The sequence below is a fragment of the Streptomyces sp. NPDC060064 genome (assembly GCF_042736455.1).
Classification (GTDB): Bacteria; Actinomycetota; Actinomycetes; order Streptomycetales; family Streptomycetaceae; genus Streptomyces.
The window spans coordinates 67742-93818 of record NZ_JBHWWF010000030.1; the positions used below are offsets into that span (position 1 = coordinate 67742).

Sequence of the window (26077 nt, forward strand, 5' to 3'; positions counted from 1 at the left end):
CCGGGGCATAAGCCGCGGCCCGGACGGGCCGCACACACCAGGGGCGGGACATGACGAACTTCGGTAGGGCTTGCCGCACGGGCGCACGCGCGTCCGGCGCGAGGAGAGGGTGGACGCGGCGGCTCGCCGCGATTGTCGGGTTCGCGATGGTGCCGGGCCTGCTGACGCCGATCGCGTGGGCTGCTGATCCGGATCCGCTGGGCCCGTCGGCCCTGCCGAAGTTCAAGTCGGTCAAGGTGTCGCCGTTCACCGCGAAGGTGGATACGAAGACCGCCGCAGTCGTGAAGAAGGCCGCGGCCGCCGACAAGGAAGAGATCGCCCGCGCGAAGAAAGACCGGGCGAAGACCGTCACCTGGCCATCGGCCGGACAGTCCACCCTGACGCTGACCACCACGGGTGTGGCGAAAGCCGCCCCGGGCAAGCTGCCGGTCACCCTCGGCCACCCGAAGCCTGCCAAGGGAAAAAGCACGAGCAAGCGAAGGCCCCCGGTCGCCGGCTCGGTAGTGGTCAAGGTTCTGGACCAGAAGCAGGCTACGGCGCTTGGCGTGAAGGGCGTGGTGCTGACCGCCACCGGCCCGCTCACCGGCGGCTCGGCCGAACTCGGCATCAACTACCAGGCGTTCGCCTCCGCCTACGGCGGGGACTGGGCCGGGCGCCTGCAGGCGCTGCGCCTGCCCAGCTGCGCACTGACCACACCGACCGCAGCGAAGTGCCGCACCCGCACCCCGCTGGGATTCACCAACCAGCGCAAGAACAACAGCCTCGAAGCGCCCCTGGCCTTCAAACCGGCTGCTGTCTCCTCGGGCCGGCCCACGGCCCGTGTCGGCGAGACGATGGTTCTCGCGCTCGCGGCAGGCACCAAGTCCGGGGGCGGCGACTACAAGGCCACCCCGCTCGCTGCGTCCTCCACCTGGGAGGCGGGCGGCTCCTCCGGCACGTTCACCTGGTCCTACCCGCTGCGCGTTCCGCCGTCCGCGGCCGGCCCCAAGCCGGACCTGAAGATCTCCTACGACTCCGGCAGCGTCGATGGGCGAACCGCGTCCACGAACAACCAGGGCACGGTAATCGGCGAGGGCTTCGACATCACCTCGTCCTACGTCGAGCGCAAGTACGGCTCCTGTGACGACGATGGCCAGAGTGACAAGTTCGATCTGTGCTGGAAGTACGACAACGCCTCCCTGGTCCTCAACGGCAAGGCCACCGAGCTCGTCAAGGACGACACCACCGGTAAGTGGCGGCTGAAGAACGACGACGCCTCCACGGTGACCGTTGCCACCGGGGCGGACAACGGCGACGACAACGGCGAGCACTGGACCGTCACCACCGGCGACGGCACGAAGTACGTCTTCGGCCTCAACAAGCTCGCCGGCGCGGGAGCGAACGACCGCACCAACTCGGTGTGGACCGTTCCGGTCTTCGGCGACGATGCGGGTGAGCCCGGTTACGCCGACGGCACCAGCTTCTCCGGCCGGTCCAAGACACAGGCCTGGCGGTGGAACCTCGACTACGTCGAAGACACCCACCAAAACGCCATGTCCTACTGGTACGTCGCCGAGCAAAACCACTACGACATGCTCGGCGACGACAACAACGGCACCGCCTACACCCGCGGCGGCTACCTTCAGGAGATCCGCTACGGGCAGCGCGCAGACGCCCTGTTCACGGCCACCCCGGCCGCGTCGAACAAGGTCGCCTTCGGCTACGCCGAGCGCTGCATCACCGGGGACTGCGGCTCCCTGACCGACGCGACCCGCGACAACTGGCCCGATGTGCCGTTCGACGCGGAGTGCAAGGCCGGTGAGAAGTGCACCGGCAATGTTGGCCCCTCCTTCTACACCCGCAAGCGGATGACCGGCATCGCCACCCAGGCGTGGGATGCGGCCGCCGCCACCCCCGGTTTCGCGTCCGTGGATGCCTGGGAGCTGAAGCAGCAGTACCTCGACCCCGGTGACACCGGCGACTCCACCGACCAGACGCTGTGGCTGGACGAAATCCGGCACACCGGCAAGCGCGGCACCGACCTCGAGCTCGACCCGGTCAAGTTCGACCACGAGTCCCGCCCCAACCGGGTTGACGGCGCCACCGACGACATCCTGCCTCTGACCAAGCCCCGCCTGAAGGCCATCACCTCCGAGGCCGGCGCGCAGACCACCGTCAGCTACATGCAGGCCGACTGCCTGGCCGGGCAGACCATGCCCAAGGTGGACACCAACACCCGCCGCTGCTACCCGGTGTACTGGTCCCCGAACGGCGAGAAGGACCCGGTCCTGGACTGGTTCCACAAGTACCCGGTCGAGGTCGTCTCCACCAAGGACGCGTACGGCGGCGCACTAGCCGTGCAGCACACCTACACCTACTCCGGCGGCGGGGCCTGGCACTACAACGACGACCCGTTCACCAAGGAGAAGGAACGCACCTGGTCGATCTGGCGCGGCTTCGAAAAGGTCACTCACGTCACCGGTCTGCCGGGCAAGACCCAGTCCAAGACGGTCAACGTCTACATGCGCGGCATGAACGGCGACCGCGTCCTCGGAGCGGATGGCAAGACCCCCGACCCGGACCAGCGCAAGAGCGTCACAGCCGGGGGCATCAAGGCTGCGGGGATCACTGATGCCGACCAGTACGCCGGGTTCACCCGTGAGAGCGTCACCTACAACGGAGCTCAGGAAGTCTCCGGCAGCATCAACGATCCCTGGTCGAAGCGCACCGCGACTCAGCACAAGTCCTATGCCGACACTGAGGCGTACTACGTCCGCACCGGCGCAAGTCACGCCCGCACCAATGTCACGGGCGGCGGTACCCCGCACGATCGGGTGCGCTCCACGGCGACCACGTTCGACGCGTATGGCATGGCCGACACGGCCGAGGACAAGGGCGACGACGCAGTCAGCGGCGACGAGACGTGCACCCGCACCTGGTACGCCCGCAATGACGCGCTAGGTATCAACTCCCTGGCCTCCCGCACCCGCACGGTAGGCAAGCCATGTGGGACTACGGACGCCCAGCTCGACCTTCCCGCTGATGCGAAGCGCCCTGGTGATGTCATCTCCGACACCGCCATCGCCTACGACACCACCACTTGGACGGCCACGCAGACGCCGACCAAGGGCGAGCCGCTGTGGACGGGCCGCGCCAAGGGATACGGCACGGACGATCAGCCGGTCTGGCAGAAGGTGGCCACCACGACTTACGACGTCTTGGGCCGTCTGCTGACGGTCAAGGACATTGACGACACCACCACCGCGAAGATGACCTACAACCCGGTGGCGGCCGGGCCGCTGACATCGTCCTCGGTGGAGGATGCCAAGCTCTACAAGACCACCACGCTGGTCGACTTCGCCACCAGCGCTGCCACGAAGGTCACCGACCCGAATAACAAGGTCACTGAGTCGACGTATGACGCGCTCGGCCGGGTCAGCAGCGTGTGGCTGCCCAACCGCCTCAGACTGCTGAACGCACCGGCCAACTACATCTACAACTACAGCATCACAGCCTCAGGCCTGCCGTGGGTGTCGACCGCCACGGCCCGCGGTAACGGCTCCGGCTACAACACCACGTACGAGATCTTCGACTCGCTCCTGCGCCCGCGCCAGGTCCAGACGCCTTCGCCGTCCGGTGGCAGCGTCATCGCGCAGACCGTCTATGACGAGCGCGGACTTGCGGTGAAGGCCTCTAGCGACATCTGGGCCAACGCCACCAACCCGTCCGGCACCATGGTCGAGATCGACGGCGGCCAGGCCCCCATGGAGACCGTCACCACCTACGACGGCGCAGCCCGCCCGACCACCACCGTCACCCAGAGCTACAACGTCCCGCTCTGGACCACCGACACCACCTATACCGGCGACACCGTCGCCAGCAGCGCTCCGTCCGGCGGCCAGGCCACCGCAGTGGTCACCAACGCCCTGGGCCAGACCACCGAACGCCGTGAATACGGCGGCACGCAGCCCACCGGCAGCGACGTCACCAAGACCACCTTCACCTACACCCCGGCCGGCCAGCAGGAGACCGTCACCGGCCCCGACCAGGCCAAGTGGACATACAGCTACGACCTGTTCGGCCGCCCCATCGAAGAGACTGACCCGGACAAGGGCAAATCGACCACGGCCTTCAATGAACTCGACCAGGCCATCAGCACCACTGACGTGGCCCGCAGCAAGACACTCGTCTCCGAGTACGACATTCTCGGCCGCAGGACCGGCCTGTGGGACGGCACCAAGACGGACGCAACCAAGCTCGCCGCCTGGACGTTCGACACACTCAGGAAGGGCCAGCAGGACACCGCTGTCCGCTACGACGGGGGCCTGACCGGCAAGGCCTACACCAGCAAGGTCACCGGCTACGACAACCTCTATCAGGTCACCGGAAGCCAGCTGATCCTCCCCGACAGCACCAAGGAACCCCTGGTGGCCGCCGGCGTCCCGCAGACCCTGTCCTTCTCCACCAGTTACTTCCTCGACGGCACCATCGCTTCATCCACCAGCCCGGCCGTCGCGGGTCTGCCATCCGAGGTCGTGGAGAACACCTACAACTTCACCGGCGTCGGCCTGCAGCAGACGTCCAAAGGCCTTCTCCAAGGCGGCTTCTACTCCCCGCTCGGCGACCTGATGCGCCTTGACCTCGCCACCGACCCGACGTCCACCAAGAAGCTCTACCTCAACTACGCCTACGAGTCGGGCACTCGCCGTCTGAAGAACTCCTTCGTCAACTCCGACATCCACGGATACCGCCTGCAGGATCTGGCCTTTACGCAGGACCAGGCGGGCAATGTCACGAAGATCTTCGACAGCAGCACCCTGGGCGGTACCGGCAAGACCGACAACCAGTGCTTCACCTACGACGGCCACCGCCGCCTGACCGAGGCATGGACCCCGAAGACCGCCGACTGTGCCGCCGGCGGCCGCACGACTGCGAACCTCGATGGCGCAGCCCCCTACTGGTCCAGCTATACCTACAACGCCGCCGGGCAGCGCAAGTCCGAGACTCAGCACACCACCTCGGGCGACAAGACCACCGACTACACCTACGGCACCCCGACAGGACAGCCGCACCCGCTTGCCAAGACCACCGGCGCCAAGGCCGCCACCTACGTCTACGACCCAGCGGGCAACACCACCAGCCGCCCCGGAACCCAGGCCCAGCAGAGTCTGATCTGGAACACCGAAGGCAAGCTCGTCGGCAGCAGCGAACCCGCAGCCGGCGCCAAGCCCGCCACCGGTACGAGCTATCTCTACGACGCGTCCGGCGAACTCCTGATCCGCCGCAACACCACCGCCGACGGCGACACCGTCCTCTACCTCGGCGGCACCGAAATCCGCCTCACCACCAAGGCCACCACAAAGACCCTGACCGGCACCCGCTACTACACCGCCGCAGGCCAGACCATCGCCCTGCGTACCGCAACGGCAGGCGTCACCGGCAGCAAGCTCACCTTCCTGGCAGGTGACCACCACGGCACCTCAAGCCTCGCCCTCGACGCCACGACCATGACGGTCACCAAGCGCTACACCACCCCCTTCGGCGCTCCCCGCGGCACCGCACCGGCCACGTGGCCGGACGACAAGGCCTTCCTCGGCAAGCCGGCCGACTCGAAAACGGGCCTCACCCACATCGGCGCCCGCGAATACGACCCAGGCATCGGCCAGTTCATCAGCGTCGACCCCATGTTCGAGGCCAATAAGCACCAATCCCTCAACGGCTACACCTATGTGGAGAATAACCCTGCAACTGTCAGCGACCCGAGTGGACTGTGTTCAGGGCGTGATCCGCACGGTTCAGGCTGTGCGTCCGCTATACCTGGCAAGAATTACGTAATTCCGGATAACCCCGCGACCAGTAGTGGAACAGCGTCGGGCAGCACCGGCGGAACGGCCTCTACGGACGTAGGCACTCCTGCAGCTGACTATCGGTGCGGATACACCGGCTGCAGTACGGCTGGTGGCACGGGATATGGCTCCGCGATAGACGAGAAGTACGTCTATCACGGCGACCCCGTACCGGATGGGGTCGCTTGGCTGTCCGCCAGAGGGAAGGAATTCATCGGGCTGGATTCCTTCGAAGCCTGCAAATCGGGTGACGCCAGGGCCTGTTTGCAATTTGGCATAGACCTGGCCTTTGCTGCCAAGTTGAAGTTTGCGGCGAAGGCGGCCCAAGGGGCTGTCAGTGTTGTCGAGGATGCTGTTAACGGAGCGGGAAAGGGGGCGGGAAAGGGGGCGGCTCCCAAGCCGGTGGGCTGCAAGTGTTTCCTGGCAGGTACCGATGTTCTCATGGCGGACGGCACGGCCAAGGACATCGAGGACGTCAAGCAGGGTGACGAGGTCCTGGCCACAGACCCTGAATCCGGTGAAACCGGCAAGCGTAAAGTCACTCGCCTCATCGTCACCGAGGACGACAAGTTCTTCAACGAACTGACCATCGCGACAGACGAGGGCGACGAGAAGCTCACAGCCACACACGAGCACCCCTTCTGGTCCCCCTCCGAAAAGAAGTGGGTGCAGGCTGGTCAGCTCCGATCGGGCATGACGCTGCTCACGGTCGATGGATCTCGCGCAACGGTGCAGGCCAACCGCGCCTTTGCAAAGCGCGCCCGCACCTACAACCTCACCGTCGACGACCTACACACGTACTATGTGCTGGCGGGCAAGACTCCAGTACTCGTTCACAACAGCAACTGCAATCTCTTTGATGGGGATGGCTGGCAACACGTGCTGGATGAGCACGTAGATGGAAGTCCAGGAGTGACGCAAGGAAACACAACTTTCTCCAATTATATGGATCTGGATGAAATTGGAGAGTTGATTGAGGATGCCTCAAAAACGCCGGGGAGGCGAAATACTCCCGATGCAGCTGGGCGCCCTCGTGACGGGACAATGCACACACACGATTTCGACTACCCCGTTGGGTCGCGAGGTGAGACTAGCGTCGAAGTGATACTCAATCCAGACGGATCTCTACGTACCGCCTATCCAAGGTGATGGCAATGGAGCAATTTTCTCTGCATTGGAAGATGGTGCGGACCGGCTCGGCCGACCTCGTTCTACACTTTCCGCGAGAGACCATCGAAGTACACACCACATACGTTGGAGATGGTCTCGGTTCTGTGGTGCAAGCGGCCATCGACCTTAGCCTGGGGTCAAGCTCGGCAACAGCCTTCCTTCCTGCCGAGCCCGCGGGTACCTTCCTGTTCTTTACGGGAGCGGACGAAGACGCATACTTGCAGGTCGTCCAATTCGCGGACATGGAATCAGAGTCCCGCCGCTGGAGCGGTGGCATTCTGCGATGGCGCGGTCGAGTTGACGTCCGTGCATTTATTCGCAGCGTGGTAGTCATGGCTGACGACGTGCTGGTTCGGTGCGGCAGTACTGCCGCATATTCAAGAGCGTGGAGTGGAATCGCCTTCCCGACTCGTGAACTGGAGATTCTCCGGCAAGGATCGTGATCCTTGTGCGCGCAGCAGCCAGATCTGAGAAGAGTCTCTGATTGGGTGTTCTGAGAGAGTTTCGGCATGCAATTGACGCTGCGGTAGCGCTACCCGGTTTCTAGTGTCGTGAGTGCAAATCTGAAAGCCCACCAGGTAATCCTGGTGGGCTTTCAGTGGGTCTTGACGGCAGTAGTTGACGGCAACGTCAGCGGACGGGTGTGGCGCACAGGGGTGGTTCGCCGCTGTCGTCGGGCCCGCTGGTGATCTTGGCGGGGTTGCGGAGGGCGTTGCCGAGCAGGTCGATGGCGTCGCGCTGGAGGCGGAGTCGGACGTGGGCGTATACCGAATGCGGTGACGCCGATGTGGGCGTGGCCGAGGAGTTTCCTTGATGACGACGAGGTTGATGCCTTGCTCCAGGAGCAGGGTGGCAGTGGAGTGCCGTAGGTCGTGGAAGCGGATGCGGCGTAGCCCTGCTCGGTCGAGGAGTCGACCTAAGCGCCGGGTGAGGTTGGCAGGATCGAGCGGGCCGCCAGTGGTGAAGACGAGCCGGCTCTCTTTCCAGCCCGTTCTCTGGATACCGAGCCGCTCAAGAGCTGGGTCCGCTGAGCAGGCGGAAGCAGCAGGCAGAGGCCGACAGACAGCGATACGCACGGAACGGGCGCCCCGGCGGTAGCGGCCCGGGCGCCCGTTCCTGTGCGTAGTTCTACTTGGCCACGCTCGTCGGAGGCGCCAGCGGCGTCGCCGCCAGTGACTGCGGCGAGGTCGCCGACCCGTACGCCGAAGGCGCCGCCATCCCCGCCGTCGGGTCTGCCGGCGCGGCCTCCTCCGGCACCGGCGGCAGGCCGCCCACGATGCGGATGCCCGCCTTGTCGAAGGCCTGCTTGATCCGCCGGCGCAGCTCCCGCTCCACGCCCAGTGCCTTGCCCGGCATCGTCTTCGCCGCGACCCGCACCGTCATCGAGTCCAGCAGCACCTCGTTCAGACCCAGCGTCTCCACCGGGCCCCACAGCCGCTCGTTCCACGGCTCGGCCTTCGCCAGATCGTCCGCGACCTCGCTGATCACCGAGTTGACATGGTCCAGGTTCTCCGAGGAGCGGACCATGACGTCGACCGAGGCCGTCGCCCAGCCCTGGCTGAGGTTGCCGATGCGCTTGATCTCGCCGTTGCGGACGTACCAGATCTCACCGTTGTCGCCGCGCAGCTTGGTGACGCGCAGGCCCACCTCGATCACCTCGCCGGAGGCGACGCCCGCGTCGATGCTGTCCCCGACTCCGTACTGGTCCTCCATGATCATGAAGACGCCCGAGAGGAAGTCGGTGACCAGGTTGCGCGCGCCGAAGCCGATCGCGACGCCCGCGACACCGGCGGAGGCGAGCAGCGGGGCCAGGTCGATCTTGAAGGCGCCGAGGATCATCAGGCCCGCGGTGCCGAGAATCACAAAGGACGAGACCGAGCGGAGTACGGATCCGATGGCCTCCGAGCGCTGACGGCGGCGCTCGGCGTTGACCAGCAGGCCCCCGAGAGCCGTGCCCTCCACCGCCTGGGCGGAGCGGTTCATCCGCTCTATCAGCTTGGTGAGGGCGCGGCGCAGCAACATGCGCAGCACCAGCGCGACCACCAGGATCAGCGCGATGCGCAGACTGGTGTTCAGCCAGGTGGACCAGTTCTGCTCCACCCAGCCTGCGGCGTCTCCTGCCTGCTTGGCGGCCTCGTCGAGCGAGCCGGGCTCGGATGACGGATCGGCGGCCAATAGGACGGACCAGGACACGAGCGGAACCTCCAGGCATAGCGGGTGGCAGACCAACCACCCTAACGGGGCATCCGGTGTGCTCGGGCGCGGTGTTCGAGGGAGAGACGAGGCTCACCTGGGGATGAAGCGGGTGTGCTGCAAAACACTTCGAGCCCGTTACCCGCACGTGGTGGCGCTCGGACCTGGCATGAGGAGACACTGAAGAGCAGATCGTCCCGGCGCGAGCCACGCGCCGCCGGCGTACAAGGAGGCATCCACCGTGCCGCACGTTCTGGTCCTCAATGCGTCGTACGAGCCCCTCGGCGTCGTACCGCTTCGCCGCGCGCTCATCCTCGTACTGGAGAACAAGGCCCTCTGCCTCGAGGAATCCGGCGCCTTCATGCACAGCGCGACCCGTGTCATCGCCGCACCCAGCGTCGTACGGCTGAAGCGGTTCGTGCGGGTCCCCTACCGGGGGCCCGTTCCGCTTACCCGCAAAGCACTCTTCGCCCGCGACGGCGGGCGCTGTATGTACTGCGGTGGCGTCGCAACCAGCGTCGACCATGTCATTCCGCGCAGCCGTGGCGGACAGCACGCCTGGGACAACGTGGTGGCGGCCTGCCGCCGCTGCAACCATGTCAAGGCGGACCGGCATCTGCGGGAGCTGGGGTGGCGGCTGCACCAGCATCCCGCTCCGCCGAGCGGGCTCGCGTGGCGCATCATCGGGACCGGGCATAGGGACCCGCGCTGGCTGCCATATCTGCAGCCGTACGGCGCGGACGACGCGATGGCCCGGATCGACGGCATCTCTGCCTGAGGTCCCTCTTTTTTTGGGGCTCGGCTCGCCTCCGGGGCGCCCCTTCTTTTTTGGGGCTCGGCTCGCCTCCGGGGCGCCTTGAGCGTCTGTCGACGGTCGACCGTGCTCGACCGCTCGTCCCTCGCGGCCTCCGCGCGCTCTCCCTTTCGACAGCCGCGCGCCCCTTCGGCTCGCTCGCCGGGCGGTGGGGGCCGCGGGCTGGCCCCCCGGGGCTGGCCAGGGGCCTGGGGCGCCTTGAGTGCGTGTCGACGGTCGACGGTGCTCGCTCGCCGAGCGGCCGGGCGGCGGGCCGGGCAGGTCTCGGCGGCGCCGTTCACTCTGTGACGGCGTATGCCTCCACCGACCAGAGCGAGTACCCGTACTGGGTGGCGCGCGCGTCGCCCAGTACGCGGATGAAGCGGGTGTCCCTGGCGTCCATACGCGCGCTCTCGCGCCCGCCCCCGCCGTCCTTGACCGTCGCGGCCGTGCGCCACGTGCGGCCGTCGGCGGAGACCTGGATGCGGTACTTCGTCGCGTACGCGTCCTGCCAGTGCAGCACCACCTGCCCGACCCGGGCCGGCTGCTTCAGCTCCAGCTGCCACCAGGCGCCGTCCTCGGCGGGTGAGGACCAGCGGGTCTTCGGGTCGCCGTCGAGCGCCGCCGACGCCGGGAAGTCGGCCGTCTCGTCGCCCGACGAGGCGGCGGCGGCGCCTGCCGTGCGTGCGAGGTCGGGGCCCCCGGTACGCGGATAAGCACGCACCGTCAGCGTGCGCTCCTGGCCCGCGAAGGACAGTGGCACCCGGTACTCACCGGCCGGTGTGCCCGCCGGGACGGTGACCTCGACCGGCACGGTCGTACGCTGCCCGCGCGGCACCGTCGTCTGCTTCGGGACCCTCACCTTGATGCCGGCCGGAGCCTTCGCGGTGAGTTCGCCGCGCACCTCGGCGGGTCGCCGCCCGGTCAGCCGGACGCCCGCGCGCTGCGGGCCGCCGCCGATCTCGGCGTCCGCCTCGCCGCGTACGAGATCGAGGCCGGCCGGCGGCTCGTCGGCGAACCAGGGCGCCACGGACCGTACGGCGACGGGATCGTCCCCGTCCGCCACGACCCTCACCGCGTCCACCCGCAGGCCCTTCGCGTCGGTCTCGGTCCAGCCGCCGGCGGAGAGAGGGCCGAGCGTGCGCCAGCCCTGGCCCGGGACATGCGCCTCCACCCGGCCGCCGGAGCCCGTGGCACCCGCGGACGGTTCGGTCATCGTGTTCACCGAGGCGACGGGCCTGGGCCGGTCCAGCCGGACCGTGTCCTCGCCGGCCGTGTCCGCGAAGCGGTCCGCACCCGTCCAGATCGCCGACTCCTTCGCGGCCCGGTCCAGGAACGGTTTCAGTACGCCCTTGCCGACCGTCGCCCGGCTCGCCCTGATGGCCGTACGCAGCGGCTCCAGAGCCAGCGAGTCCCGCCAGGCCGCCGCGCCGTCACCGCGCACCTGCGCCTGCAGCATGTCCACCGAGAGCTCGCCGGCCCGGCCGTACCGCGCCAACTGCTCCAGCCACGGCCGCACTTCATCGTCGAGACGGCCGTCGGCGGGCCGTGCCAGCCGCTGCGGGGCCTCGCGCATCACGGTGAACGCGGCGCGCAGCGACGCCGCCGCCCGGTCCCTGGCCGCCGCGTCCGTCGTCGTGCGCGACCGCCAGAACTCCTTCAGCAGCGGCTGCAGATAACCGGACTCGGTGGGGCTGAGTATCGAAGAGGCGTGATTGCCGGCCAGCGCGCGCATGGCCTCGCGGGTCTTCGTGTCGCCGCCCGCGAGATCGTCGATCGCGGCCTGCCAGGACTCGTCGGGGCGGTAGCCCTTCGGGTTCCAGGCGTAGTCGGCGGCGGTGAACAGCGGTATGCGGGACGCGTAGGCCTGCTCCATGGCGTTGGCGAGCAGCGCGACGGAGCCGGTCGCCACGGCGGGCTCGCGGCCCGTGTAAGGGCCGAGGAATATCCGGTCCTGCGCGTAGTCGTTGACCGGGTAGTTGTCCATGGTGACCAGCGGATGCTTGAACGTCTCCCGGGCCCCCGCCAGTTCGCGGCCTGTGATGGTGCGCGGCACCACCCCGACACCCGTCCACGCCACCTGGACCCGGCCGTCCAGCTCGCTCGCGAGCGCCTGCCGGAAGTCGGTGGCACCGTCCTGGTAGAACTCCGTCGGCATCAGCGAGAGCGGCGCGGCTTCCGGATGTCGGTCGGCCAGATGCTGCGCCACCGCGCCCGCCACGCGCGCCTGCGCCCTGGCCGCCGCCTCGGGGCCCGAGCCGAAGGCGTCCGCGTCCTGATCGCAGTGCCACTCGCTGTAGCTGACGTCCTGGAACTGCAGCTGGAAGGCGCGTACACCCAGCGCCCACATCGCGTCGATCTTGCGCGTCAGCGCCTTGACGTCGCCGTCCTTGGCCAGACACATGGCCTGCGCGGGCGCGACGGCCCAGGCGAGCGTGACGTGGTTGCGGCGCGCGCGCTCGGCGAGCTCGCGGAACTCCGCTCGCTGGGCCGCGGGATACGGCTCGCGCCAGCGGGCCTGCCGGAAGGGGTCGTCACCGGGCGCGTACAGATAGCGGTTCTGCTTGGTACGCCCCATGAAGTCCAGCTGTGCCAGCCGCTGTTGATGGCTCCACGGCTGTCCGTAGAAACCTTCCGTCATGCCCCGTACGGCCGTGCCCGGCCAGTCGCGTACGAGTACTCCGGGGACGGTCCGCCGGTCGGCTCCCGCGACGGTCTGCCGGACGATCAGCTGCCGCAGCGTCTGGACGCCGTGGTAGAGGCCGTCCTCACCGACGCCGTCGAGCGCGACGGTGTCCCGGCCCTGGACCTGGCCGACCGCGAGCCGGTAGCCGCCGGAGGGGAGATCGGTGCGTTCGGGTGCGCGCAGGGCGCGCAGCGCGTCCCATGCGCCGGTGCCGCCGATGCGCAGGACGGGGCCGCGGCCGGGCAGCGCGGTGTGCACGGTGCGTACGCCGGACGCGTGCAGCAGCTCCGTCAGCCGCTCGACGGCGTACGGATCGGCGCCGCGGTCCGCGACGACAGTCACTTCCTCACCCAGCGCAACGGCTGATCCCGCCGCCCGCATCGTCTGCGGTCGCGGCCAGACGGGGGGCAGCGCGGCCTCACCCTCGGGGTCCTGCGCGGTGGTGGCGGGGGAGCCGGGGTCGTCCGGGGCGGCGACCGCGCCGTGCGCGCCGCCGAGCAGGCTGCCGATGACAGCGACCGCGACGGCTGTCGCAGTACGCCTCCCGCGCGCGAGCCGCACGCCCGTCTCCCCTCAGTCTCCCCAGTCGCTCCGGTCGGCTTCGAGCCCACCACCACCACAGTGAGGGTGTCAATGCGAGTGGCCGTTGTGCACCTTTTGACTTATGTGATGGGCGGTTTGGTTGATTTGATTCAACTCCCCCACAGGGAACGGAATGTGACACGGAACACGTTGACTGATCGTGTACGTCTGCGGCCGTGCCCGCTGGGTAGGGCTGCTGATGTCCCACTACCGTCCGCTTGGAGTGACCACCATGGCCGCATCCGCACACCTTCTGCTGTCCGCCCTGTCCAAACAGGTCCCGGGTCCCGGCCCGCTGACCAGCGAACCCCCGCTCGCCGACGCCGCCCCACTGACCAGTGAACCGCCGCTCACCGACAGTGCACCTCTCACCAGCGAGCCGACGGCCCACGGCACGGCCGGCGGCGTGGAGTCCCCAGGAGTCTGAATGGGCCTTGCCCGGCTCGCCGCACTGCACGGAGTCGCCACTTCCTACGCGCCCTCCGAGGGCGTCACCGTCCCGGTCCCCGACGCGACGGTCGTCGCGGTCCTCGCCGCACTCGGCGTCGACGCGTCCACCGCGTCGGGGGTTCGTGATGCCCTGAGCCGCGCCGAGTCCGCCGCCACGGGCCGGCTGCTGCCGCCGACGGTCGTGCTCTGGAGCGCGAGCGGCGAGGTTCCGGCAGCACTGACGGAGCTGCCCGCGGGCACGACCCTGCGGGTCGAGACGGAACAGGGCGCGGAGGTGGAGTGGCTGATCCGCGGGCCTGCGGCTGCCGCGACGAACGGCGATGCGGATCAGGCCTCGTTGCGCGGCGAGGCGGAAGAGGCCGCCTTACGCGGCGACGAGAAAGAGGCCGCCTTACGCGGTGAGGCGGAAGAGGTCCCCGCGCCCGACGCGACGCGCGGCGAACCCGCCGCCGCACCCGCGGCGCCGGCCGCCTCCGGCGGGGCCGGGGCTGCCCCCGAGGACCACCAGCCCTGGCAGCAACTTCCGTATGGCGTTCATCAGTTGTCGGCCGAGTCTCCGGACGGGCGGGTCGCCCGGTCCAGCCTTGTCGTCGCGCCCGACCGGGTGCCGCAGCCCGACGGCCGCTCGCACGGCCTTCTCGTACAGCTCTACTCCCTGCTCTCCACCCGCTCCTGGGGCATGGGCGACCTCGGCGATCTGGCCGAGCTGGCGACCTGGTCCGGACGGTCGCTCGGGGCTTCCTTCGTACAGGTGAACCCGCTGCACGCGGCCGTACCCGGCACCCCCACCGACCCCTCCCCGTACCGGCCGTCCTCGCGTCGCTTCCCCGACCCCGTCCATCTGCGCATCGAGGACATCCCCGAATACGCGTACGCGGGCGCCCGGGACGGGCGGCGGCTGGAGGAGCTCCGTGACAAGGGCGCCGGGCTGCGCGAATCCGTTCTGCGGAAGGGCGCGCTGATCGACCGGGACGCGGTCTGGGAGCTGAAGCGAGAAGCCCTGGGAATCGTGCACCGTGTCCCGCTCGGGCCCGGACGCCGCGCCGCGTACTGCGACTTCCTCGCCGAGCAGGGTCAGGCCCTGGAGGACCACGCCACCTGGTGCGCCCTCGCCGAGGTGCACGGCCCCGAATGGCACACCTGGCCGGTGGAACTGCAGGACCCGCGCTCGCCCGAGACCGCCCGCGCCGGACACGAGTTGATGGACCGGGTCGACTTCCACAGCAGGCTCGCCTGGCTGACCGACCGGCAGCTGGCCGCCGCCGGGCAGGCGGCCCGCGAGGCGGGCATGGACGTCGGCATCGTCCACGACCTGGCCGTCGGCGTGCACCCGGGCGGCGCGGACGCCTGGGCGCAGCAGGAGACCTTTGCCGCCGGGATGTCGGTCGGCGCCCCGCCGGACGCCTTCAACGCCCGTGGCCAGGACTGGGGCCTGCCCCCGTGGCGCCCGGACGTGCTGGCCGCCTCCGGATACGCCCCGTACCGAGGGCTGCTGCGCGGACTCCTCCGCAACGCGGGCGCGCTGCGTATCGACCATGTGATGGGCCTGTTCCGCCTCTGGTGGGTCCCGGAGGGCAGCCCGCCCACCGACGGCACATACGTCCGCTACGACGCCGAGGCGATGCTCGCGGTGCTCGTCCTGGAGGCCCACCGGGCGGGCACCGTCGTGATAGGGGAGGACCTCGGCACGGTCGAGCCGGGTGTGCGCGAGGAGCTGACGCGCCGCGGCGTGCTGGGCACCTCCGTGCTCTGGTTCGAGCGCGACTGGGCCGGGACCGGCCGTCCGCTGCCGCCCGAGGAGTGGCGCGTCGGATGTGTGGCCACCGCGACCACTCACGATCTGCCGTCCACGGCGGCCCGGCTGACCGGCGAGCATGTGGCGCTGCGCCACCGCCTCGGCCTGCTGACCCGTTCCCTGGAGCAGGAGCGCACGGAGGACGCAGGGGATGTCGCCGAGTGGCTCGGCCTGCTCGGCGGCCTCGGCCTGCTGCCCGAGGGCAGCGGCGACGAGGAGGGCCGGATCCGCGCGGTCTACCGCTTTCTGCTGCGTACGCCCGCCCGGATGGTCGGCGTCTGGCTGCCGGACGCGGTGGGTGACCGGCGCCCGCAGAATCTGCCGGGCACCTGGGACCAGTATCCGAACTGGCGGCTGCCCGTCGCGGACGCCGAAGGCCATCCCCTCACGCTGGAGGAGCTGGCCGCCTCGCCCCGGCTGCACGCGCTGATGGGCGTCTTCGCGGACGTCTTCGGTCCCGGGCGCGGGCCCGGTGCCCGTACGGCACCCCCGGACGCGCGCCCGGGATAGCCGTTCGCTACGTTGGCACCGTGGACAAGAAGAACGCTTTGCGCGCCGGCGCCGTCGCGGCCGGTACGACGCTGATGATGCTGCTCCTGTCGTCGCCGGCGCTCGCGCTGACCCGGGACGACGGCGACGACCCGGGCCCGGGCCTGAGCGTGATCCAGACGGTCGGCCTCTTTGTCGTGGCGCCGCTCGCCCTCTTCGCGGTGATCGCGGGCCTGGTGATGGTCCTCGACAAGTCCAAGAAGCCGAGCTGACCGGCTCCCAGTAGCCCGAACGGTTCGTCCAGGGCGCCCTGGGGTGTGTACGCACCCCAGGGCGCCCTTGGCATGTCGCGGCCCCCCACGGCGGGCGCGGGCCCCCAAGGCGCTCGCGATCCCTCATGACGCGCGGGGACCCCACGGCGCTCGCGATCTCATGGCGCACGATCCCGGCCGGTACCGGTCCACGGGCACGCACGCCCAAACCTTTCAGTTTTCCTTCAAATAATCGTCGAAAGTATTCGATGGACCTAAGCGTTCCGCCGGTGCGACGGTAGCTCGCGCAACCGAGAGATCCCCCGGCGGGGGAGAGGCAAGGGGTATACCGATGGCAGTCCTGGACCGCGTCCGCAGCAGTGAGGCGACAACCCCGGCGGAGAAGCTGCGCCAGGCCTCCGGCCTCGGGCTCCTGCTCGCCGCCGTCGCGACGGTCGTCTGGTCGGGGAGCTTCGTCGCCTCTCGTGCCCTTCATGACTCCGTACCGCCCGTGCAGGCCGCCTTCTGGCGCTGGATCGTCGCGATCGTCGCCGTCGCGCCGTTCGCCGCACGCGAGACCTGGCGGCAACGGGCGCTGATACGACGCCACTCGGGTTACCTCACCCTCGCCTCGCTGCTCGGCGTCACCGTCTACAACACCCTCGTCAACCAGGCCGGTCTCTCCACTCCGGCCGGCAACATGGGCATGATCATGGCCGCCTCGCCCGTCCTGATGGCGGTGTACGAACGCCTCGGCGGCAAGCGGCTGGGAGTGCGCCGTACGGTCGGAATGGCGGTCGCCTGCACGGGAGTTCTGCTGCTGGTCGGCAAGGGATCCCTGTCGTTGGACTTCGCCGCCGGTGACCTGTGGATGTTCGCCGCGGCGCTCAGCTTCGCCTCGTACAGCGCACTGCTGCGCCGCCGTCCCGCCGAGATCGGCGGACTCGCCTTCCTCTTCACCACGTTCGTGATCGGGGCGCTGATGCTGGCTCCCGCGTTCGGTGCCGGCCTGGCCCTCCAAGGCGGCTTCGAGCCAACGGCCGGGACGGTCGGACCGCTGGTGTACGTCGGTGTCTTCTCCTCCGCGGTCGCCTTCTTCTCCTGGAACAAGGCGATCGCGCTGCTCGGTGCGGCACGGGCCGGAGTCGTCTACTACCTGCAGCCCGTCTGTGTGGCCGTGCTCTCCTTCGTCCTCCTGGGTGAGGCGACCGGCCCGACGCAGATCCTGTGCATGGTGCTGATCCTCGGCGGAGTCATGCTGGGGGCGTCGGGCGGTGCGGCGGGCAGGGCCACGAAGCGGTAGCCGCACAGCGGAAGCCGAACAGGGGCCTGTTGGCGGGGCGTCGTCGGTGCCTGGAACGATCACGTGCATGGCACAACAGGATCCGACGCAGGACATCCGGCACCACGGTGAGGGGCTCGTCGCCGCCGCGCTCGCGGGAGACGCGCAGACAGCCCGCAGGCACACCGACTTCTTCGTCCTCCGCAGACACGTAGACGAAGGCATTCCGTACTGGGAGCGGGCGGTGGCCGCGGGGGACGCGTTCTCCGCCTACACCCTCGCCCGGTACCGGAAGATCCGCGGCAGCCGCGCGGAGGCCGACCGGCTCTACCGCTCCGCCGCCGAGGATGTGCGCAGCCGCTACAGCCGGGACGATCTGGATGTCCTCGCCCGGATGGCGGCCCCGGAGAAGGAACTGGCCGCTGCGGAGGCGGCGCTGTCGGCCGGATAGCACCGGATGGTGCCGGATCAGGACAGCGCCGGACAAGGACAGCACCGGATGGCTGCGGATGCCGCCGGATAGGTTGCGGGCATGACCGAGTGGGACATCAAGAAGCTGCAGATCCTCCGCACGCTGAGCGAGCGGGGGACCGTGACAGCCACGGCCGAAGCGCTGCTGATGACCCCGTCGGCCGTGTCCCAGCAGCTGTCCAACCTGGCCAAGCAGCTCGGCGTACCACTGCTCGAGGCGCATGGGCGGCGGGTCAGGCTCACTGACGCGGCGCATCTGGTGCTGCGTCACGCGGCGGCCGTCTTCGCTCAACTGGAGCGGGCGGACGCGGAGTTGACCGGATACCTGCGGGGCGAGGCGGGGGAGGTGCGGGTGGGGGCGTTCTCGACGGCCGTGCCCGCGCTGGTGGTTCCTGCGGTGCGGCGGCTGCGTGCGGCGCATCCGGCGCTGGAGGTACGGGTCAGGGAGGCGGAGGCGGCGGAGGCGTATGAGCTGCTGTCCAACGGAGATGTGGATCTGGCGCTGTCGCTGGCGGCGCACGCGCCGACGGCCCGCGACCCGAGGTTCAGCCGCGTACCGCTGCTGGCCGACCCGCTGGACGTCGCCCTGCCGGCCGGGCATCCGCTGGCGGCGGAGGCGGGGCTGCGGTTGGCCGATCTGTCGGGCGAGCGGTGGATCTTCGGGGGCAGCGGGCCGTGGTCGGAGATCACCCTTGCGGCGTGCGAGGCGGCGGGTTTCGTACCGGAACAGGCGCACTCGGCGGCGGGCTGGACCGCGATCCTCGCGATGGTGGAGGCGGAGATGGGCGTCGCGCTGGTTCCGCGGATGGCGGCGGTGGAACGGGGCGGGCGCACGGGCGTGGCGATGCGGGTCCTGAGCGCGGACCAGCCGCGCAGGCATGTGGTGGCGGCGGTACGGCGGGGGGCGGAGGAGGCGCCGGGCGTGGGGCGGGTGCTGGGTGCGCTGCGGGAGGTCGCGGCGGCGCGGGTGGGGTGAGCGGGACGGCTTCGCGGTGGCCCAGCCCTCCCGGGAGCTAGGAAGTTCGCTGGACCGGCCGGTACCGGCCGGGCGAAGTGGTGCCGCACGGCAGGAGGTCCCACCACCATGCGATCGCCGGGATGTCCAGCGGCTCGGGGCTGTCGTCGGTGGGGGTGTCGCGGAACACCGTGGGGATGCCGGCCGGGTCGTCCGGCGTGGTGTACCGCACGGAGCTGATGCCCCAGTCCTGCGCGCCGCGTATGAACGACGCGAGGCTTTGCAGATACTGGCGCAGCTGCGGGCTGCCCTGCTCCGACACATAGTCGCTCAGGCGCATGAAGAGGCACATCACCCGGTCCCGCTGGGCGATCGCCGTGGTCAGGGCCTGGTGGGTGCTGAGCCCGTTCTCCTGCTCCAGCACCCGCAGGACGTTGAGGAAGTAGCCCGGCCCGCTCCGCTCCTTGTGGTACGAGAAGATGTCGTTGTCCCAGGTGATGATGAACGACGCCATTTCGGCCGCGGCGCGCACTGTTGTGCGGTCCCGCTCGTGCGGCTGGAGCTCGTAGCCGTGCCCCATCTCCAGCAGGGGCAGCACCACCGACGTCGCGCCGTCGTACAGCCGCATCAGGGTGTAGTCGTTCAGATCGGGCACTGTGCCGGCGCTGCGGTGGGACGCCTCCCACACCACCGAGAAGAAGTACTCCCGCAGTGCGTCCACCCAGCGGGCCGTCTGTCCCGCTGTGCCGTACCGGCTGACCCTGAGCCGCAGGTCCCGCAGCCCGGCGGCCAGCGGGTCGTCCAGCAGCATGGGGGCTTCCGGGTTCTGCGCGATACGCAGCAGCCGGTGCAGCAGTCCTGCCAGATCGCCCGGCCGTCGGCCGAGTTCGCCCTCCTCGCAGTGCCCGTCGTCCACGCCGAAGAGCCAGAGAACGAAGTCCGCGAGGAGGGAGACGACCTCCTCGCGGCCCTCCGGCAGGATCCGGGCGGAGAAGGTGCCGATGTCCTGCACGACGAGTTTGCCGCGCAGCTCGTCGGACCCTATGCGAAACGTTTCCGCCCAGGCCGCTGTCTGTACGTCTATATCCGCATGGCGCGGATGGATCGCCGGTGGGATGGGAGAGAAGATTGGTGGAACTGCCAGCTCAGGCTCCACGTCTGCCTACCTCTCCATGCCGGGTGCGACGCGTTGTCACTGTCGTAACACGCGCCACGGGCACCCCTTAGTGATCAACTATCACGCATCGTACTGAGCAGTGATGGCTGATTCCAACAGGACAATCCCCCAGCTATCAGGCAGCGCGTCGACATTGTCGGCCGGAACGGAACAGCGACCTCCACCAGGAGCTGCGGACAGGGCACCCCAGGGCCCCTGCCGTGGCGGCTCAGCCCGGAGGCGATGTGAGTCCGGCCTCCGGCGTGGTTACGACGCCTCCGGCTGCGCGGCGAGGGACTGCAGATAGCGCATCAGCGTCACCAGCACGTCGCGGCTGGAGGCGCGCTCGCGCGCGTCACAGCCGATGACCGGTACCTCCGCCGGCAGATCGAGGGCGCCGCGCACATCGTCGAGGGAGTAACCCTGCGCATCGGGGAAGGAGTTGACGGCGACCACGAAGGGCACGCCGCGCTCCTCCAGCCGCCCGATGACGTCGAAGCTGACCTCGAGCCGTCGGGTGTCGACCAGCACCACCGCGCCCAGCGCGCCCTCGAACAGGCCGCGCCACAGGAACCAGAAGCGCTCCTGACCCGGGGTGCCGAAGAGATACAGCACCAGCTCCTCGTTGATGCTGATGCGGCCGAAGTCCATGGCGACGGTCGTCGAGGTCTTGCGCTCCACGCCCTGGATGTCGTCGACCCCGACCCCGGCCTGGGTCATGGTCTCCTCGGTCGTCAGCGGTCTGATCTCGCTCACCGAGCCGACCAGGGTCGTTTTGCCGACGCCGAAGCCGCCCACGATGACCACCTTGACGGCGGCGGTGGCCGTCTCGGGCAGCACGTCCTCGCTCCGCGGCCCCACGGCCTGCTCAGAGCTTTTGAAGTCCATCGATCACTGCCTCAATCAAAGCGCGGTCGGGGAGTTGGGCGGCCTGGACCGGTGCGCGGGCAATCACCTGGTTGTCGGCCAGCAGATCGCTGAGCAGCACGGTGACAACACTCACCGGAAGGCTCAGATACGCGGAGAGCTCGGCCACCGAAAGCGGCGCCTGGCAGAGCCGGATGATCGCTGCGTGCTCGGGCTGTACACCGGGCCGGGGGCCGGACCTGGCGACGATCAGCGTGACCAGGTCGAGAGTGGTGGGCGCGGAGGAGCCGCTGCGGCCGCCGGTGATGACGTAGAGCCGCTCGGGACTGTTCTCTTCCCAGTCCCCGCCCGGGTTGCTCACGCGGTCTGTCCCTCGTGCCGCGGCGGCGTGCTGAGATGCTCTCCGATCCGCAGCACCAGATCGCGCATCCGGTGGCCCATCAGCCCGGCGTCGACGCCCTCGTCGGCCAGCACCGCGAGATAGGCACCCGAGCCGGCCGCCATCAGGTAGAAGAAACCGCCGTTCATCTCGATGACGACGAGATGCATCTGCCCGTTGCTGTGCGGGAGTTCGCTCGCCACGGCACCCGCCAGGCTCTGCAGTCCGGCGCACGCGGCCGCCAGCCGGTCGGCGGTGTCGGTGTCCGCGCCGTACTGGGCCATGCGCAGTCCGTCCGCGGACAGCACGACCACGTTCCTGGTCTGGGGTACACCCTCGGCCAGGTCCTTGAGCATCCAGTCCATGTTGGTCTGGTTGGACTGCTGCTGAATCATGGCTGCGTGTTCCCCTTGCTCGTCTGGGTGGGCTCACCGGACAGCCCGCTCTGGAAGGCGGACAGCCACATGCCCGGCTGTACCGGGGGTGAGTGCTCCGGCTCGGGCGCGGTGGCGGTGTCGGCGGCGGCCGGTGCGGTGACGCGGGCCTTGCGGCGCCGCTGCGGCAGACCTGTCATGGTCCGTTCGGTCACGATCGGGACCTCGTCGTCAGCTGTCATGGGTCCGGTGACCGGCCTGGGCAGCCGCTCCTCGAGGGCCCGGTCGGCCGGGCGGGGGCCGGAGGCGGTGCCGATGCCGTGCGCGAGGCCGGTCGCCGAAGCGGCCGTGGTGATCAGTTCCTGCGGGACGACGAGGACGGCGCGCACACCGCCGTACGCCGACGAGCGCAGCGAGACCTGGAAGCCGTACACCTGCGCCAGTCGGCCGACCACGGCGAGGCCGAGGCGGGGCGTCTCGCCCAGGTCGTTGACGTCGATGCCCTGCTGGGCCTGGCGGAGCATGCGCTCGGCCCGCTTGCGGGCCTCCTCGCTCATGCTCACGCCGCCGTCCTCGATCTCGATGGCGATGCCCGACTGCACATCGACGGCGGTGAGATGGACCCTGGTCTGCGGCGGCGAGTAGCGGGTGGCGTTGTCGAGCAGTTCGGCGAGTGCGTGGATCAGCGGCTCGACGGCGGTGCCGACGACGGCGACCTCGGAGACCGAGTGCAGCTCCACCCGCTGGTAGTCGATGATCCGCGACATGGCGCCGCGCATCACGCTGTAGAGCGGTACGGCCTTGCTCCACTGGCGGCCGGGCCGCGCGCCGCCGAGTACGGCGATGGAGTCGGCGAGCCGGCCGATGAGCGCGGTGCCGTGGTCGATGCGGAGCAGATCGCCGAAGACGTCCGGAGCCTTGCCGTGCCGGTCCTCCATCTCACGGAGTTCCTGGGCCTGTTGGTGCACGATGGCCTGAACTCGACGGGCGATGTTCACGAAGGCGCGCTGCGCGGACTCACGCAGGTCCTCCTCGGCGACGACGGCGTCGAGCACCGAGCGCAGCACCGCCCGGTGCTCTGCCGGTGCGTCGAGCGCGTCCAGTACGTCCTCGGGGAACTCGCCCTTGCGCAGCTGCTCCACCACCTGGGGCAGCAGCTCCCCGGCGAGGCGTGCGGTCTCGGCCTGCTGCCGCGAGAGCGCAGCCTCCCGCTCCGCGAGTCTGCCGTGGAGCTCCTCGATCACCCTGCCGCGGCGTGCGGCCTCGGCGCAGGCGACGGCGACCGCGACGACCGCCGCGACACCGATCCAGAGCACGGCGGCGCGGGCCGACGCGGAGACCAGGAAGACGGCCGCGGCTGCGGCCGCAACGGTCACGGCGACGGGTAGCAGCCACCCGAAGCCGGCCAGGGGCCGCGGATTTCCGGTCGACGTTCCCTGTCGAACCATCAGCATCCTCAGAATCGAACGAGAAAGATCATATGACGACGGGCACGGAGCATATCGGCGTCGGAGAACGGAGGTTGACGGGGGGTCACGAAATTGGCGGGAAGTTCGCGCCCTGGAAACACGAGGGCGCCCCGGACCGTACGGCCCGGGGCGCCCCTTCTGTGCTGTTACGGCAACGGCAACGGCAACGGCAACGGCAACGACTACTGCTGTGCAGCCGCGGCGTCCACCGCCTGCGCCTTCAGCGCCCGTTCGACGCCCGCGCGCGATTCCGAAATCAGCCGCCGCAGCGCCGCATTCGGCTCCGCCGAGTCCAGCCAGGCGTCCGTCGCGTCCAGCGTGTCCTGCGAGACCTGGAGCGAGGGGTAGAGCCCGACCGCGATCTGCTGGGCGATCTCATGGCTGCGGGACTCCCACACGCCCTTCACCGCCGCGAAGAACTTCTCCGAGTACGGGGCGAGCAGCTCGCGCTGATCGGTCTGGACGAAGCCCGCGATGACCGCCTCCTGAACGGCGTTCGGCAGCTTGTCGGACTCGACGACCGAGGCCCAGGCCTCCGCCTTCGCCTCCGCCGTCGGCCGGGCCGCGCGCGCCGTGGTCGCGTGGCGCTCGCCCGCCGCCGTCTTGTCCCGCTCGTACTCCGCCGCGATCTCCTCCTCGTCGAGCACTCCGACCGCCGCAAGCCGCTCCACGAACGCCCACCGCAGCTCGGTGTCCACGGCCAGGCCCTCGATGGACTCAGTGCCGTCGAGCAGCGCCTGCAGCAGGTCGAGCTGCTGCGGCGTCCGCGCGGTCGCGGCGAAGGCGCGGGCCCACGCCAGCTGGTGGTCGCTGCCCGGTTCGGCCGCGCGCAGATGCGCCAGCGTCGCCTCGGTCCACTGCGTCAGACCCGTCTCGCGCCACTGCGGTGCCGCGTACAGGTCGATCGCCAGCTTCACCTGGCGGTGCAGCGACTGCACGACGCCGATGTCCGACTCCTTGCCGATGCCGGAGAGGACCAGGGACAGATAGTCCCGCGCGGCCAGCTCGCCGTCGCGCGTCATGTCCCAGGCGGAGGCCCAGCACAGCGCCCGCGGCAGCGACTCGGTGAAGTCGCCGAGGTGCTCGGTCACGACCCGCAGCGACTCCTCGTCGAGCCGGACCTTTGCATACGTAAGGTCGTCGTCGTTGAGCAGGATCACCGCGGGACGGCGGGTGTTCTGCGGGAACGGCACATCCGTGCGCTCGCCGTCCACGTCCAGCTCGATCCGGTTCGTACGGACCAGCTTGCCGTTCTCGTCGAGGTCGTAGCAGCCGATCGCGATCCGGTGCGGGCGCAGGGTCGGCTCGCCCTTCGCGCCTGCGGGCAGGGCCGGTGCCTCCTGGCGTACGGAGAAGGACGTGACGTACCCCTCCTCGGAGATCTCGACCTCCGGGCGCAGGATGTTGATGCCCGCCGTCTGCAGCCACTTCTGCGACCAGGTCTTCAGATCACGGCCGGAGGTCTCCTCCAGCGCGCCCAGCAGATCGGACAGCTGGGTGTTGCCGTACGCGTGCGCCTTGAAGTACGCCTGCACGCCCTGGAAGAACTCGTCCATGCCGACGTACGCGACGAGCTGCTTCAGCACCGACGCGCCCTTGGCGTACGTGATGCCGTCGAAGTTCACGAGAACGTCGTCGAGGTCGCGGATTTCGGCCATGATCGGGTGGGTCGACGGCAGCTGGTCCTGCCGGTAGGCCCAGGTCTTCATGGAGTTCGCGAACGTCGTCCAGGCGTGCGGCCACTTCGAGCCCGGCGCGTACGCCTGGCAGGCGATCGAGGTGTACGTGGCGAACGACTCGTTCAGCCACAGGTCGTTCCACCACTCCATGGTGACCAGGTCGCCGAACCACATGTGGGCCAGCTCGTGCAGGATCGTCTCCGCACGCACCTCGTACGCCGCGTCCGTCACCTTCGAGCGGAAGATGTACTGGTCGCGGATGGTCACCGCGCCCGCGTTCTCCATCGCGCCCGCGTTGAACTCCGGCACGAAGAGCTGGTCGTACTTTGCGAAGGGGTAGGCGTAGTCGAACTTCTCCTGGAACCAGTCGAAGCCCTGCCGCGTGACCTCGAAGATCGCGTCGGAGTCCAGGAACTCGGCGAGCGAGGGGCGGCAGTACACACCGAGCGGAACGGACTGGCCGTCCTTCTCGTAGCTGCTGTGGACCGAGTGGTACGGACCGACGATCAGCGCCGTGATGTACGTGGAGATCCGCGGCGTCGGCTCGAAGCGCCAGACATTGTCCTTGGGCTCCGCCCCCTCCGCCTGCTGCAGCGGGGAGTTCGAGACGACCGTCCAGCCCTCGGGGGCCTTCACGGTGAACTGGAACGTCGCCTTCAGGTCCGGCTGCTCGAACGAGGCGAAGACGCGGCGCGCGTCCGGCACCTCGAACTGCGTGTAGAGGTAAGTCTGCTGGTCCACCGGGTCGACGAAGCGGTGCAGCCCCTCACCGGTGTTGGTGTACCCGCAGTCCGCGACCACCGTCAGCTCGTTCGGGCCCGCGTACAGATGCGGCAGCGCGATCCGCGAGTCCCGGAAAACGGCGGCGACATCCAGCGCCTTGCCGTTCAGCACGACCTGGTGGACGGCCGGGGCGACCAGGTCGATGAAGGTCTCCGCACCGTCCTCGGCGGACTCGAAGCGCACGGTGGTCACGGACCGGAAGGTGCCGTCCTCCTGCGCCGAGCTCAGGTCGAGGTCGATCTCGTACGAGTCGACGGTCAGCAGGCGGGCCCGCTGTTGTGCCTCTTCGCGGGTCAGATTCGTGCCAGGCACGCTGTCATCTCCTCGGTTCGTGACGTTTGCGGCCATCCTTCCACGGGGCGAGGTGCGGCTGCCCGCCTTAATGCGGGTGCCGTGGGGCGCGGGTTCGGCGCAGTGCGGCGGAGCCG

16 protein-coding genes and 1 pseudogene are annotated in these 26077 nt (G+C 69.2%); 8 read left to right on the forward strand and 9 right to left on the reverse strand.

Annotated elements, in window-relative coordinates; genetic code table 11:
* The first annotated feature begins 50 nt into the window (after positions 1 to 50).
* Positions 51 to 6974, forward strand: a complete 6924-nt coding sequence (locus ACFWDI_RS30050) for a polymorphic toxin-type HINT domain-containing protein (protein WP_385308755.1) — start codon at positions 51 to 53, stop codon at positions 6972 to 6974.
* Between the two features lie 651 nt (positions 6975 to 7625).
* Here the strand turns inward: ACFWDI_RS30050 and ACFWDI_RS30055 are convergent.
* Positions 7626 to 7987: pseudogene (locus ACFWDI_RS30055) on the reverse strand (tyrosine-type recombinase/integrase); the annotation flags it as partial.
* A gap of 136 nt (positions 7988 to 8123) precedes the next feature.
* Positions 8124 to 9188 carry a mechanosensitive ion channel family protein gene (locus tag ACFWDI_RS30060; RefSeq protein ID WP_385308757.1) on the reverse strand — a complete coding sequence of 355 codons (1065 nt, stop codon included), beginning with the start codon at positions 9186 to 9188 and terminating at the stop codon, positions 8124 to 8126.
* A gap of 241 nt (positions 9189 to 9429) precedes the next feature.
* Between ACFWDI_RS30060 and ACFWDI_RS30065 the strand changes: the two genes are divergently transcribed.
* Positions 9430 to 9966, forward strand: coding sequence for an HNH endonuclease (locus ACFWDI_RS30065; protein ID WP_142217192.1), 537 nt, complete (start codon positions 9430 to 9432; stop codon positions 9964 to 9966).
* A 313-nt stretch (positions 9967 to 10279) separates the two neighbouring features.
* Here the strand turns inward: ACFWDI_RS30065 and ACFWDI_RS30070 are convergent, their stop codons facing one another.
* Positions 10280 to 13228, reverse strand: a complete 2949-nt coding sequence (locus ACFWDI_RS30070; RefSeq protein WP_385308759.1) for a beta-N-acetylglucosaminidase domain-containing protein — start codon at positions 13226 to 13228, stop codon at positions 10280 to 10282.
* A 253-nt stretch (positions 13229 to 13481) separates the two neighbouring features.
* On the opposite strand from ACFWDI_RS30070, the gene ACFWDI_RS30075 reads away from it, so the two are divergent.
* The 6 genes from ACFWDI_RS30075 to ACFWDI_RS30100 all read left to right on the forward strand — a co-directional run bounded on the left by ACFWDI_RS30075 (position 13482) and on the right by ACFWDI_RS30100 (position 18963).
* A complete protein-coding gene (locus ACFWDI_RS30075; protein ID WP_385308761.1) occupies positions 13482 to 13676 on the forward strand; it encodes a hypothetical protein in 195 nt (64 codons plus the stop codon).
* Complete coding sequence (gene malQ, locus ACFWDI_RS30080; protein WP_385308762.1) at positions 13677 to 16004, forward strand: 4-alpha-glucanotransferase; 2328 nt, start codon at positions 13677 to 13679, stop codon at positions 16002 to 16004.
* A 20-nt stretch (positions 16005 to 16024) separates the two neighbouring features.
* Entirely contained in the window at positions 16025 to 16255 is a 231-nt protein-coding gene (locus tag ACFWDI_RS30085) for a hypothetical protein (RefSeq protein WP_385308764.1), read from the forward strand.
* A gap of 331 nt (positions 16256 to 16586) precedes the next feature.
* Positions 16587 to 17537, forward strand: coding sequence for a DMT family transporter (locus ACFWDI_RS30090; RefSeq protein WP_385308766.1), 951 nt, complete (start codon positions 16587 to 16589; stop codon positions 17535 to 17537).
* Between the two features lie 67 nt (positions 17538 to 17604).
* Entirely contained in the window at positions 17605 to 17967 is a 363-nt protein-coding gene (locus ACFWDI_RS30095; protein ID WP_385308768.1) for a hypothetical protein, read from the forward strand.
* An 81-nt stretch (positions 17968 to 18048) separates the two neighbouring features.
* Entirely contained in the window at positions 18049 to 18963 is a 915-nt protein-coding gene (locus tag ACFWDI_RS30100) for a LysR family transcriptional regulator (RefSeq protein WP_385308770.1), read from the forward strand.
* Between the two features lie 37 nt (positions 18964 to 19000).
* Here the strand turns inward: ACFWDI_RS30100 and ACFWDI_RS30105 are convergent, their stop codons facing one another.
* The 6 genes from ACFWDI_RS30105 to pepN form a co-directional block, all read right to left on the reverse strand.
* Positions 19001 to 20098 carry a selina-4(15),7(11)-diene synthase gene (locus ACFWDI_RS30105; RefSeq protein WP_385308772.1) on the reverse strand — a complete coding sequence of 366 codons (1098 nt, stop codon included), beginning with the start codon at positions 20096 to 20098 and terminating at the stop codon, positions 19001 to 19003.
* Between the two features lie 267 nt (positions 20099 to 20365).
* Positions 20366 to 20986 (reverse strand): ATP/GTP-binding protein, encoded by a 621-nt coding sequence (locus ACFWDI_RS30110; RefSeq protein ID WP_385308774.1) that lies wholly within the window; start codon positions 20984 to 20986, stop codon positions 20366 to 20368.
* Positions 20967 to 21326 carry a DUF742 domain-containing protein gene (locus ACFWDI_RS30115; RefSeq protein WP_385308775.1) on the reverse strand — a complete coding sequence of 120 codons (360 nt, stop codon included), beginning with the start codon at positions 21324 to 21326 and terminating at the stop codon, positions 20967 to 20969. Before ACFWDI_RS30115 ends, ACFWDI_RS30110 begins: the two co-directional genes overlap by 20 nt.
* Positions 21323 to 21739, reverse strand: a complete 417-nt coding sequence (locus tag ACFWDI_RS30120; protein WP_385308777.1) for a roadblock/LC7 domain-containing protein — start codon at positions 21737 to 21739, stop codon at positions 21323 to 21325. The genes ACFWDI_RS30115 and ACFWDI_RS30120 overlap by 4 nt, the downstream gene beginning before the upstream one ends.
* Positions 21736 to 23166, reverse strand: coding sequence for a sensor histidine kinase (locus ACFWDI_RS30125; RefSeq protein ID WP_385308779.1), 1431 nt, complete (start codon positions 23164 to 23166; stop codon positions 21736 to 21738). The genes ACFWDI_RS30120 and ACFWDI_RS30125 overlap by 4 nt, the downstream gene beginning before the upstream one ends.
* Before the next feature lie 203 nt (positions 23167 to 23369).
* On the reverse strand, positions 23370 to 25961 hold the full coding sequence (gene pepN, locus ACFWDI_RS30130; RefSeq protein WP_385308781.1) for an aminopeptidase N: 2592 nt from the start codon (positions 25959 to 25961) through the stop codon (positions 23370 to 23372).
* Positions 25962 to 26077 lie beyond the last annotated feature (116 nt).